Source organism: Thalassospira sp. HF15, assembly GCF_011806525.1.
Taxonomy (GTDB): Bacteria; Pseudomonadota; Alphaproteobacteria; order Rhodospirillales; family Thalassospiraceae; genus Thalassospira.
In genome coordinates, this window is record NZ_JAAVKI010000004.1 from 494,075 (window position 1) to 506,429 (window position 12,355).

The 12,355-nt window shown below is 55.3% G+C and carries 10 protein-coding genes; 6 read left to right on the plus strand and 4 right to left on the minus strand.

Annotated elements, in window-relative coordinates; genetic code table 11:
- Positions 1-10 precede the first annotated feature (10 nt).
- Positions 11-895, plus strand: a complete 885-nt coding sequence (purU, locus tag HED22_RS11745) for a formyltetrahydrofolate deformylase (RefSeq protein WP_167722322.1) — start codon at positions 11-13, stop codon at positions 893-895.
- A 97-nt stretch (positions 896-992) separates the two neighbouring features.
- On the opposite strand, the gene HED22_RS11750 is transcribed toward purU, so the two are convergent.
- Entirely contained in the window at positions 993-3,155 is a 2,163-nt protein-coding gene (locus HED22_RS11750; RefSeq protein WP_167722324.1) for a dihydroxy-acid dehydratase, read from the minus strand.
- 60 nt (positions 3,156-3,215) lie between these two features.
- Positions 3,216-3,977 (minus strand): SDR family NAD(P)-dependent oxidoreductase, encoded by a 762-nt coding sequence (locus tag HED22_RS11755; protein WP_167722326.1) that lies wholly within the window; start codon positions 3,975-3,977, stop codon positions 3,216-3,218.
- Between the two features lie 241 nt (positions 3,978-4,218).
- On the opposite strand from HED22_RS11755, the gene xylF reads away from it, so the two are divergent.
- From xylF to HED22_RS11780, 5 genes are all read left to right on the plus strand, one after another.
- Positions 4,219-5,250, plus strand: a complete 1,032-nt coding sequence (gene xylF, locus HED22_RS11760) for a D-xylose ABC transporter substrate-binding protein (protein ID WP_167722328.1) — start codon at positions 4,219-4,221, stop codon at positions 5,248-5,250.
- 101 nt (positions 5,251-5,351) lie between these two features.
- Positions 5,352-6,617 carry a sugar ABC transporter permease gene (locus HED22_RS11765; protein ID WP_217701883.1) on the plus strand — a complete coding sequence of 422 codons (1,266 nt, stop codon included), beginning with the start codon at positions 5,352-5,354 and terminating at the stop codon, positions 6,615-6,617.
- An 11-nt stretch (positions 6,618-6,628) separates the two neighbouring features.
- Complete coding sequence (locus HED22_RS11770; protein WP_167722329.1) at positions 6,629-7,456, plus strand: ATP-binding cassette domain-containing protein; 828 nt, start codon at positions 6,629-6,631, stop codon at positions 7,454-7,456.
- A 17-nt stretch (positions 7,457-7,473) separates the two neighbouring features.
- Positions 7,474-8,655: a fumarylacetoacetate hydrolase family protein gene (locus HED22_RS11775; RefSeq protein WP_167722331.1), complete on the plus strand. Its 1,182-nt coding sequence runs from the start codon at positions 7,474-7,476 to the stop codon at positions 8,653-8,655.
- A 56-nt stretch (positions 8,656-8,711) separates the two neighbouring features.
- On the plus strand, positions 8,712-9,971 hold the full coding sequence (locus tag HED22_RS11780) for an ROK family transcriptional regulator (protein ID WP_167722333.1): 1,260 nt from the start codon (positions 8,712-8,714) through the stop codon (positions 9,969-9,971).
- Positions 9,972-10,034: 63 nt separating this feature from the next.
- On the opposite strand, the gene HED22_RS11785 is transcribed toward HED22_RS11780, so the two are convergent.
- On the minus strand, positions 10,035-11,552 hold the full coding sequence (locus HED22_RS11785) for an aldehyde dehydrogenase (NADP(+)) (RefSeq protein WP_167722335.1): 1,518 nt from the start codon (positions 11,550-11,552) through the stop codon (positions 10,035-10,037).
- Between the two features lie 72 nt (positions 11,553-11,624).
- On the minus strand, positions 11,625-12,344 hold the full coding sequence (locus tag HED22_RS11790; RefSeq protein WP_167722337.1) for a ribonuclease activity regulator RraA: 720 nt from the start codon (positions 12,342-12,344) through the stop codon (positions 11,625-11,627).
- Between the last annotated feature and the right edge of the window lie 11 nt (positions 12,345-12,355).

The window sequence follows — 12,355 nt, forward strand, 5'->3', positions numbered from 1 at the left end:
GCCAGACGCGATGAAAAGCTACGTTCTGACTGTTTCCTGCGACTCACAACGCGGGGTGGTTGCTGCTATTTCCACCTATTTGGCCGACCACGGTTGCAACATTACCGATAGCTCCCAGTTTGATGATCTGGAAACCGGCCTGTTCTTCATGCGGGTTGCCTTCGTTAGCGAAGAAGGTGTCGATCAAGAAACCCTGACCAAAGGGTTCGAGGCACCCGCAGCAGAACTTGGCATGAAGTTTGAAATTCGTGACAGCTCCGAGAAGATGAAAGTTCTTCTGATGGTGTCGCGCTTTGGCCATTGCCTGAACGATTTGCTGTATCGTTGGAAAATCGGTGCCCTGCCGATTGATATCGTTGGTGTGGTATCAAACCACCTTGATTATCAGAAGGTTGTCGTTAATCACGACATTCCCTTCCACCACATCGCAGTCACCAAGGACAACAAGCCCGAAGCCGAGAAAAAGCTTTTGGATCTTGTCTCGGATTACGATGTCGAACTGATCGTTCTGGCCCGCTACATGCAGGTTCTGTCCGATAGCCTGTGCAAGAAAATGAGTGGCAAGATCATCAATATCCACCATTCCTTCCTGCCAAGCTTCAAGGGGGCCAACCCCTATCGTCAGGCCTATGAGCGCGGGGTCAAACTGATTGGTGCGACCGCACATTATGTAACCGCCGACCTTGATGAAGGTCCGATTATCGAGCAGGACATTGCACGCATCACCCATGCCCAGAACTCGGCTGATTATGTGTCGATTGGCCGCGATGTTGAAAGCCAGGTACTGGCGCGCGCGGTGCATGCCCATATCCACCACCGTTCGTTCATCAACGGCAATCGCACGATTGTCTTCCCGCCAAGCCCGGGCAGCTACGCATCCGAGCGCATGGGTTAAAGCGATAAGCCAGCCTACTGATGTATTAGAAAAAACGCCCCGGCAAGATATGGCACGGGGCGTTTTGCGTTTTAGCACTAACACTGCTTGGCGGTTATTAGCGCCAGGATTTGGTGGCCCGACGATCCACGGCACGGGGCACAATACCGCGCGCGGCATTGCCGATCCCGTCAAGCACGTTACTTGCCGCGATATCGCATTGACGATCCGCCATGCGTTTGAACCGCGCATCAAATATTGGCTTGCGGTCTGAAACTTCACGCGGGTCCGATGCCCGCTCCTGGCCATTTTTGAAGGCCTCGGGATCAAGCCAATCCAACGTAAGCCCGGTCAGGTCCAAACGCAGTACATCGCCATCCTTGAGATAGCCGATTGCCCCACCTGTAAAGGCCTCTGGCACCATATGGCCAATACACGCCCCCTTGGTGACGCCGGAATAACGCCCATCGGTGATCAACATCGATGAAGCTTCGAGAATGCGGTGATGGCGCAAATTCTGCGACGGCGAAAACATTTCCGGCATGCCATAGGCTTCCGGCCCCTGCCCGCCAATGACAAAGGCAAAGGACAGATGACCCTGTTCCAGCATGTCCTTTGGCGCATCCATATCAACGCGGTTGCCGCCATTGCGCTGCACGACAGCCGCAATCAATTCTTCATCAACCCCATCGGTTTCAATCAGGCGAGTGATCAGATCGGGCGAGGCAAAGTCAGCATTACAGACATGTTCGTTTTCGTAGTAACGCACGATGAAGACATGATCGTCAAAGTGCGACAATAACCGGTCACTCATACCCGATGACTTGACAGCACAGTTTTCAAAGAAACTTCCCGTCAGGACATCAACACCGGAACGCTGTCTGACCGGATTGGCGCGAATGACCGATGCATCGCCCAGCGCAAGATCAACCGGGTTTTCCAGATTTTCAATCCGCTCTGCCCAGGTTTTTCCAAGGATGGTTGGCGCATCCAGATCCATCGCCACCCCGAGGTCGGCCAGAATGCGATAGATGCTTTCCATCCCACGGTTTTTGCCTTCGGCCATTTGCTGGGCCAGAACAAAGGTGTCGCGATTTTCGGTCAGGCTGTGGGCGAAAATCTCTGGCACCGGGGTTTGGGTCCGGACATCCTGATAATCATCAATCGAAATATCAAAACCGGCGTAGCGCATCATGAAGGGCAGATGCAAAAGCATGTTGCTGCTTGATCCCGTGGCATTATGAACGCGCACGAAATTGGCGAAGTTGGCTTTAAGCAAATTGCCAATCGCATATTCCGGCTTGTTAAACACCCCAAACAGGGCATCAATCCCTGCGGCCACCGCCTCAAACGGTGGGACATCGGTCAGCAATTCAAGCTCCGGCGGGGTCAGACCGAACGCCGCCAGCATGGTACGCGACGAATTACCCGTCCCGTTAAAGGCACAAATGCCGCCTTTGGAATCACAGGTCGCAGTGGCAAGCTCGTCAAGTACACGCCGCTCAAGCGCCGCGTCGATGATCCCCAGAAGCCTTGCACGCTCCAACAACCCGGCAAAGGCCTCGTCTGACGTGCATTGCAAGATATAGCGCATGTTTTCACGGATATCCGCGCCAAGATCATCATGCCCGGCGGCATCAGAGTCGGCTGCTATCTTATCTAGCAAACGACGCGTGCCTTCGGGAATTTCACCGCCCTTAAGAACGTGCGACGGGGCAAACACCGCCCAGACCGGCGCCTGATCACCGCGCCAGGCGCGTGCATGATCGGCCGCAGCCAGACCGGCAACCACCGCGGCGGGCGATTTGTCGCACCCGGCAATCACATAGGCCGCATGATAGCTGTGCCCCTCGAAGGTAATATTGACCGCAGCAGCCGTATGGTTGCGCGATGCCAGTGAATAGCTTTGGCCGATATTGTTTTGCGCGGTGCCATCGCAAATCACCGGAACATGAAACAGGAACGGAACGCCCCCCATTTCCCAGATGCGGATTGCCGCCATCAATGCCTGCGGGCGATCAAGAAGATGGGCCGGATGATCAGGTGCACCGCCAATGATCGCAATCCGCGGGCGGTTTTCCACCAGACGACCAACCACGTCCTTGATTTCGGGCACGGCAAAGTTGCGCCCCTTGGCAACAGCCGGATTTTCGTTCACAGCATCGCGCAACAGTCGAACCACGGTGATCGGCTGATTGGCGAGACCCTGAATGCAATCGCGATACGGGTTGGCTTTTTCATCAATGATGATGGGTGAGGCAGACAAGTTTGCAGGCGACATAAACAGTTTTTTCCATGTTCGAGCAGCGGTCTTGGGGCGAACGCCCGTCAAAACACACGATCAGACGATGCCGCCATCAACGATGAAGTTCTGTGATGAACAGGCCGAAGAAACATCAGATGCCAAGAACAGGACCATCTGCGCAACATCATCCCCCACCAGTCGGCGTTTGACGCATTGCTGTTCCTGAATGCGTTCTTCATCCTCGGGAGAAATCCAAAGATCAAGCTGACGCTGTGTCATAATGCAACCCGGCGTCACCGCGTTCACGCGAATGCCATATTCACCCCAGTCCCGGGCAAGCGCACGCGTAAGGCCGATAATACCGGCCTTTGCGGTCTCGTACGTTACCAGATCCGGCAGCCCCATCATATAACTCACAGAACTGAAATTGATAATACTTCCGCACCGTTTTTCCTTCATTCCCGACGCCACGGCCCGGGCACAGAAGAAATGGTGGTTCAGGTTAACATCAAGACCATCACGCCACTTGTCAGGCGTGACGTCTTCGGGGGAATGGCGATCATCGCGCGCCGCATTGTTGACCAGAACATCAATCGGACCAATCGCAACGGACATATCGCGAACCGCATCGGAAATCGATGATTGCTGCCGCAAATCAAGCGACTTGTAGACCGGGCTTACGCCGTGCTCTTCCTTGATGGATGCGATCAGTTTTTGCGCAGCACCATCATCAATATCGAAAAATCCGACACGGGCCCCCTGCGCACAGAATGCGCGCACAATCGACGCACCGATCCCGGATGCACCGCCGGTTACAAGCACGGACTTGCCGTCTATGTCGTGATAAGTCGCTGTCATAACGTTCCCTGCCTCTTTTAATATTATTTTAGGTGAACAAATTAAATGCTGCGGCGCAACACGCAGCCAACACCGATAATTCAACCCATGATCGCGATATGCGACATAAAAATGCGTGAAAAGCGATGTTTTTAATTTATTCACTAAAAAATATTTGACAGGACGACTTCTTCACGTCAACATTTTTTCGATAACAAAAATAAATGTCACCAGAAGACACATTCATTCAGGGAAGAAACCGATGAAAAAACTCCTATCGACGGCCATGCTGGCCGGAACAGTCCTGTTGTCTGCAAATGCCTTTGCTGCTGACCTGACGGTTGGCGTCAGCTGGTCGAACTTCCAGGAAGAACGCTGGAAAACCGATGAAGCCGCCATCAAGGCCGCCCTTGAGGCCGCAGGCGCCGACTACATTAGTGCCGACGCACAAAGCAACCCATCCAAACAGCTTTCCGACATTGAAAGCCTGATCGCACGTGGCGCCGATGCCCTGATCGTCCTGGCACAGGACTCAGCATCCATTGGCCCGGCGGTTGGACTTGCACTGAACGAAGGTATTCCGGTGGTCGGCTATGACCGCCTGATCGAAGATCCGAACGCCTATTACATTACGTTCAACAACAAGGAAGTCGGACGCCTGCAGGCAGAGGCTGTTTTTGCCGCCCAGCCCAAAGGCAACTACGTCTTCATCAAAGGCGCCCCGACCGATCCGAATGCCAACATTCTGCATGAAGGCCAGCTTGAAATCTTGCAGGATGCGATTGATTCAGGCGATATCAAAGTGGTTGGCGAAGCCTATACCGACAGCTGGCAGCCAGCCATCGCACAGCGCAACATGGAACAGTTCCTGACCGCCGCAGACAACAAGGTTGACGCTGTGGTTGCCTCAAACGATGGCACCGCAGGTGGTGTTGTTGCTGCCCTTTCTGCACAGGGCATGCAGGGCATTCCGGTGTCGGGTCAGGATGGCGATCATGCAGCACTGAACCGCGTTGCACTTGGCACCCAGACGGTTTCGGTCTGGAAAGATGCACGCCTTCTGGGTAAACGCGCTGCTGAAATCGCAGTTGAACTTGCCAAAGGCACCAAGCTTGACGATGTCGAGGGCACCGAAGACTGGCAGAGCCCGAATGGCGTGACGATGAAATCCTACTTCCTTGATCCTGTCGCGATCACGCAGGACAAGCTCGACCTGGTGATTGATGCCGGGTGGGTTTCAAAAGACGTCGTTTGCCAGGGTGTGACCAACAGCAAGGTTGCGGCCTGCAACTAGGCCAACCTGTTTCCTTCGACCTTGCATAAACCCGGGGCCGACTGCATTTCACGCATCGCGCAGATATCGCAGTTCGGCCCCGCTGCTTTACGAGCTTTTTCATGTCACGACTACTTTCGAAAATGGAAGTCGACCGTCGTCTGGTTGGCCTTGCCGTTGTCCTGCTGATCATCTGGGTCGGGTTTGACATTGCCTCGGGCGGTCGCTTTATCACGCCCCGAAACATTTTTAACCTGTCGGTCCAGACGGCCTCTGTCGCGGTCATGGCATGCGGCATGGTCCTGATCATTGTGACGCGCCACATCGACCTTTCGGTCGGCGCTGTCCTTGGCGTATTGGCCATGATCATGGGCGTTGTGCAGACAGATTTCCTGCCGCAGTTTTTTGACTACAACCACCCAATGACCTGGATCCTGACGCTTTTGATCGGCATCGGTATCGGCGCCCTGATCGGTGGTATCCAGGGGGTTGCTGTTGGATATCTTGGCGTCCCCGCCTTCATCGTCACACTTGGCGGTCTGCTGGTCTGGCGCGGGGCAGCCTGGTGGGTAACCCAGGGCCGTACAGTTGCACCACTTGATCACAATTTCATTCTGCTTGGCGGCGGTATTGAAGGCACAATCGGCGCAACCTGGAGCTGGATAGTTGCTCTACTGGCCATTGTCGCGATCATTTATGCAGCGATCATGGAACGCCGTCGTCGCCTGTCGTTTGAATTCCCGGTCAAGCCGATATGGGCTGAATATACCAATGCCCTGATCAAGGCAGGACTGGTTCTGATTGTTATCGCGACCTTGAATGCCTATCACCTTCCAACGCGTGCGGCAGAGCGCCTTCTTGAAAACAAGGGCATCCCTGTCACGCCAGAAAACCTTCAGATTTCCCACGGCATTCCGATCCCGCTTCTGATTGTTGCCCTGGTTGCGATCATTCTGACCGTTGTCGTCAAACGCACCCGGTTCGGGCGTTACGTCTTTGCGATGGGTGGCAACCCGCAGGCCGCCGAATTGGCAGGTATCAATGTCAAGCGCATGACGGTTGCAGTCTTTGCCCTGATGGGGGTTCTGTGCGCGATCAGTGCGGCCATTTCATCGGCCCGCCTGCAATCAGCGGGCAACGATTTGGGGACGCTTGACGAACTTCGCGTGATCGCAGCTGTGGTTATTGGCGGCACATCGCTTGCCGGTGGTTTGGGGACGATCTATGGCGCGCTGATCGGCGCACTGGTGATGCAAAGCCTGCAAAGTGGCATGGCGCTTTTGGGGGTAGATACCTCATTGCAAAGCATCGTCATCGGCCTTGTCCTTGTCCTTGCTGTCTTTAGCGACAAGTATTTCCATCGCCGTTACAGCGACCCGACCGCGTAAGGAGACCAGTGATGACTGATCCAAACATGACCAAAGACCCGCTGGTGGAAATGCATGATATCCATGTCAGCTTTGGCGGGGTTAAGGCCGTTGACGGCGTATCGATCGACCTCTATCCCGGCGAAGTGGTTGGTGTTCTTGGCCACAATGGTGCCGGGAAATCGACGTTGATCAAGATCCTGTCTGGGGCCTATCAGGCCGATAGCGGCAAGATCATTGTCGATGGCAAGGAAGCCAAGATCGAAAATGCCCGCGATGCGCGCGACAACAACATCGAAACGATCTATCAGAACCTGGCACTTGCCGACAATCTTGACGCCGCACAGAACCTGTTTCTGGGACGTGAAGTGACCGACAAGTTCGGGTTTCTTGATGACGCAGCCATGGAACACAAGGCGCGCGAAGTTCTTCACCGCCTGAACCCGAACTTCAAGAAGTTCACATCCCCTGTATCCGCCCTTTCTGGTGGCCAGCGTCAGTCGGTTGCGATCGCCCGCGCCCTGTTGTTTGAAGCCCGCGTTCTGATCATGGATGAACCTTGTGCCGCACTTGGTGTCCATGAAACAAAAATGGTCGGCGAACTGATTGACCAATTAAAACGTGAAGGTTTGGGTATTTTGTTGATTAGCCACGATCTTCATGATGTGTTTGACCTTTCTGACCGGTTGCATGTCATGAAGAACGGAAAACTGGTCGGCAGCGTAAGAACCGAAGATGTCACACACGACGACGTACTTGGGATGATCATTCTGGGCAAAATGCCCGAGCACCTTCTGCATCTGGCTGGCCCCGGTGCGACAAATGCGACGGGTGCATCAAATGGCGCCCCTAACAGTTAAACAAGCGAGACACCGAGATGACCACAGGATTCCCTTTCAAAGCCCAAGACATCCTGCCCAATGACGCAAGTGATGCCGTCCTGATCGGGCGCATCTGGGACCCGCGCGTCTCCGGGCCGACACCGGTGCTTCTTGATGGTGAAACGCTGCGCGATATCAGCAGCGTTGCACCAACCGTCAGTGAAATCCTCGAGCTTGATGACCTGCTGGCAAAGCTTTCCAATGCCGCAAGTTTTCCGACCGTTGCGACCCTTGGCGATATCCTTGACCAGTCGCGCCCGGGTGCCGATGAAAACACCCCGCACCTTTTGTCGCCCAATGATCTGCAGGCGGTCAAGGCAAGTGGTGTCACCTTTGTTGCAAGCCTTCTTGAACGCGTGATCGAGGAACAGGCACGCGGGGATGCCAGCAAGGCCGATCAGATCCGCACCGAAATTACCGGCATTATTGGCGATGACCTGTCGCAAATCGAACCGGGGTCGCAAAAGGCGACCGACATCAAAACCGTGCTGCTCGAAAAAGGGGCGTGGTCGCAATATCTTGAAGTCGGCATTGGCCCGGATGCGGAGATCTTTACCAAGGCACCGGCCATGTCGGCCGTCGGGCATGGTGCCCATGTCGGTCTGCACCCGATTTCAAACTGGAACAACCCGGAACCGGAAGTTGTTCTGACCGTGACCTCGAAGGGCAAGATCGTCGGCGCCACGCTTGGCAATGACGTCAATCTGCGTGATGTCGAAGGGCGCTCTGCCCTGCTACTCGGTAAGGCAAAGGACAATAACGGGTCTTGTGCCATTGGGCCATTCATCCGGTTGTTTGATGGCAAGTTCACGCTTGAAACCGTTAAATCGGCCGATATTGCCATGGCCGTTGACGGACCAGAGGGATATCACCTTGATGCGGTCAGCTCGATGAGCCAGATCAGCCGCACACCCGAAAGCCTTGTGTCGCAGGCCATTGGCAAACATCACCAGTACCCGGATGGCATCATGCTGTTCCTTGGAACGATGTTTGCCCCGACTGATGATCGCGGCGGCAAGGGCAAAGGCTTCACCCACGAAATGGGCGATCTTGTCAGCATCTCCACCCCGAGCCTTGGCAAACTGGTCAACCAGGTCGACCGGTCAGACGCCATTCAGCCCTGGAAGTTCGGGATCAGTGCTTTGATGAACAACCTCGCGCGTCGCGGATTGCTCTGAGTGCGGCCACGTGAATTGCCCGAGCGGGCGTCTTGATAAGGATACTGAACAAACACATGATGCGCCGTACAGAAAGTGAAATCCCGCGTCAGCCGTCCCAGACAGCGATCTTGCGCTATTTGCGGATGCATGGCCCTGCTGCACGCATTGATATCGGTACGGCAACCGGACTAAGCCCTGCGACCGTTACGTCACTGACGGCCGACCTGATGGCGCAGGGCCTGGTGCAGGAAAGCGAAGGTGGCAACAATAACGGCAATGGAAACGGCAACGGAAATGGGACAGCCACCACGCGTGGCCGCCCCAAGGTCCTGCTGGATCTGGTGCCGAATGCTGCCTGTGTCATCGGGGTCAAAATTACGATCAATCAGATCGAAATTGCGCTGGGTAACTTTAAAGGCGAGATTGAGCGAAGTATCGAGCACAGCATCAATACCCGCGATCTTGGTGCGAACGAGTTGACCAGCACCCTGATTGCGCTGATCGATCGTTTTCTCGAACGCAATCGCGATTTCTGCATTCATCCACCAGCAGGTGTCAGCATTGCCGTTCAGGGTGTGACCGACAGCAACAGCGGCGAAATCATCTGGTCACCGGCCTTGCGTCATCGCCACATTCCCTTGGTCAAATCGCTGAGCGAACGATATGGCCGCATTGTTCAGATGTCGAACGATGCGAACTGTATCGCAACCGCAATCTCGCAAAATACCCATCTGCATAATGATGGCGACTTTGCCGTGATCATGCTGGGTTACGGTATTGGCATGGGGTTGGTACTCAACGGCAAGGTTTATAATGGCGACTTCGGAACCGCTGCGGAGTTTGGTCACACCAAATACCAGCCTGACGGGCCCCTTTGCAATTGCGGCCGACGCGGATGCCTTGAAGCCTATATCGGGGACTATGCGATCCTGCGCGATGCGCGCGGTGTGATTGACCTGCCCGACACCAACAACCTGCATCCCAGCGAAAACCAGATGATGGATCTTGTCGACCGTGCGAGGCGGGGCGAGACCGGCCTTGCCGAACTGTTCCGTCATGCCGGCAAAGTTCTGGGATATGGCATTGCCAACCTGATTGCTCTTCTGGGGCCCAAACAGATCTTTATTACCGGATCGGGTGCGCGCGCCTTCGACATGATGGAGCCGGAACTCCGACGTGGTCTCGAAGAGGCACAGGTGCCCGAGCTCAGTCGAAATCCGACAATTACATATCTGCCATGGGACAAGGACCTTGCCCTTCAGGGGGCTATTGGCCAAAGCCTGCTACGCCATGACGAAAACATGTTTCAGGCCACGGCAACTGTTCGGGACTAATAAAAAAAGCCGCCCAATTGGGCGGCTTTTTCATTGAGCCTTTGCAAGTCCAAATCGGGTCGATTACGACGCGATGTCTGCCGGTAAAACATCGGTCGGGATGTTCTGATAGCAAACCGGACGCAGGAAGCGACGGATCGCCATGGTCCCGACAGAGGTTGCGCCAAAGTTGGTTGACGCCGGATACGGGCCACCATGAACCATGGTATCGGAAACTTCCACACCGGTCGGGAAACCGTTGGCCAGAACGCGACCTGCCTTGTGTTCAAGGATCGGCAGAAGTGAACGGGCATTGGCTGCATCATCAGCATCAAGATGCAGGGTGCAGGTCAGCTGACCTTCAAGCGATTTGGCAATGGTGCGCATTTCTGCAACATCCTTGACCCGAACCACAAGACCCAGCGGCCCAAAGACTTCTTCACCGAGTTCATGATTGGACAACCAGTTTTCACCGGTGGTTTCAAACAAATACGGCGTCGCATTACGCAGATCGCATGAGGTTGTCAGGACTTCTTTGACACCTGCCGTTGCGGCGACACGTTTGGCACCGGAACGATAGGTTTCCGCCATACCATCAGTCAGCATGGTTTGCGCACTGACTTCAGACAAGGCAGCTTTGGCTGCATCAACAAAGGCATCCGCATCCGGACCATCAATTACAACCGCAATGCCCGGATTGGTGCAGAACTGGCCAGCACCCATGGTGAGCGACCCTGCCCAACCTTTGCCAAGGTCAGCACCACGTGCCTTAACCGCCTTCGGCAGCAAGAACATCGGGTTGACCGAACCAAGTTCACCAAAGAACGGGATCGGCTCCGGACGGGCAGCACACAGATCATAAAGTGCACGACCACCGCCAAGCGAGCCGGTAAAGCCGACCGCCTTGATCATCGGATGCTGCACAAGGCTTTGACCAACGTCACGCTTGCCGCCCTGAATAAGGCTGAAGACACCCGGATGAACACCACATTTCTTGATCGCGGCATCAATCGCCTGGGCAACGATTTCACCGGTTCCCGGATGGGCCGAATGGCCTTTGACAACAACCGGGCAACCAGCAGCCAGTGCCGATGCGGTATCACCGCCCGCGACCGAGAAGGCCAGCGGGAAGTTCGATGCACCGAATACGGCAACCGGGCCAATCGGACGCTGCATCAAACGCAGATCCGGGCGCGGCAGTGGCGCACGATCCGGCAGGGCTTCGTCATAACGACGATCAAGATACGCACCATCCAGGATGTGGCTGGCAAACAGGCGAAGCTGGCCAACGGTACGGCCGCGCTCGCCCTGAAGGCGGGCTTCGGGCAGACCGGTTTCCTGGGTGCCGATTTCGGTGATTTCATCACCACGTGCGTCGATTTCATCGGCAATGGTGTTGAGAAACTTCGCGCGTTCTTCGCGGGTCGAATAACCGTACGTCCAGAATGCTTCCTCGGCGGCCTTGGCGGCCTGATCAACAAGAGCGGGCGTTCCGACCGGGAACGTATTGACCGGCCCGTGGGCAGGTTCGGACTGGAAGGTCGTCTCACCGGCGACCCATTCGCCAGCAATGAGATGTTTTCCTGTCAGGGTATAAGACATTTCAATCAATCCTCTGGAATTCTCGGATAGGGGGTAAAAAATGACTACGTAATCCTCAACGTAACCGCGACTTTACCGACTTGCCAGCCATTCCTCATACTTTTTCTGATTCTCGTCTTTGGTGCAGGGATAAAGTCCGATGATTGATGCACCATTGGCGACCTGTTCAATCACAAAGGCCTCGTAACTTTCCATGCCCGCACAGGCATCGGCGATCTCGTCTGCGAGATGTGCCGGGATGACCATAACCCCGTCGGTATCGCCCACAAGAACGTCGCCCGGGAAGACAGCAACATCGCCACAGGCAATCGGAACGTTGATATCAAAGGCTTCGTGCTTGGTCAGGTTGGTCGGTGCCGACGGACCGGCATAATAGGCAGGCATGTCGAGCTCACCGATGCCCTCGGCATCACGGAAACCGGCATCGGATACGATGCCCGCCCCACCCCGAACCGCAAGACGGGTTACAAGGATGGAACCGGCAGAGGCCGCAGACGCGTCCTTGCGCCCGTCCATAACGAGAATATGGCCCGGCGGGCAGGTTTCAATGGCAACGCGCTGCGGATGGTTTTCATCACGGAACACCTCGATCGGGTTGCGGTCTTCACGTGCGGGGATATAGCGCAGCGTAAAAGCCTGCCCGACCATGTTTTTCTTTTTCGGCGACACCGGTCTGACACCCTGAATAAACTGGTTGCGCAGGCCGCGCTTGTATAGCTGGGTGGCAACAGATGCCGTGGACGTGCGCATCAGTTTTTCGCGCGTGGCATCAGACAATACATATTCCGTCATGGTCGAAGTCC

Bases quoted from the DNA above. Each gene is read 5' to 3' on its own strand.
- purU (WP_167722322.1), top strand. From the start codon at position 11: ATGAAAAGCTACGTTCTGACTGTTTCCTGCGACTCACAACGCGGGGTG.
- HED22_RS11750 (WP_167722324.1), bottom strand. From the start codon at position 3,155: ATGTCGCCTGCAAACTTGTCTGCCTCACCCATCATCATTGATGAAAAA.
- HED22_RS11755 (WP_167722326.1), bottom strand. From the start codon at position 3,977: ATGACAGCGACTTATCACGACATAGACGGCAAGTCCGTGCTTGTAACC.
- xylF (WP_167722328.1), top strand. From the start codon at position 4,219: ATGAAAAAACTCCTATCGACGGCCATGCTGGCCGGAACAGTCCTGTTG.
- HED22_RS11765 (WP_217701883.1), top strand. From the start codon at position 5,352: ATGTCACGACTACTTTCGAAAATGGAAGTCGACCGTCGTCTGGTTGGC.
- HED22_RS11770 (WP_167722329.1), top strand. From the start codon at position 6,629: ATGACTGATCCAAACATGACCAAAGACCCGCTGGTGGAAATGCATGAT.
- HED22_RS11775 (WP_167722331.1), top strand. From the start codon at position 7,474: ATGACCACAGGATTCCCTTTCAAAGCCCAAGACATCCTGCCCAATGAC.
- HED22_RS11780 (WP_167722333.1), top strand. From the start codon at position 8,712: ATGATGCGCCGTACAGAAAGTGAAATCCCGCGTCAGCCGTCCCAGACA.
- HED22_RS11785 (WP_167722335.1), bottom strand. From the start codon at position 11,552: ATGTCTTATACCCTGACAGGAAAACATCTCATTGCTGGCGAATGGGTC.
- HED22_RS11790 (WP_167722337.1), bottom strand. From the start codon at position 12,344: ATGACGGAATATGTATTGTCTGATGCCACGCGCGAAAAACTGATGCGC.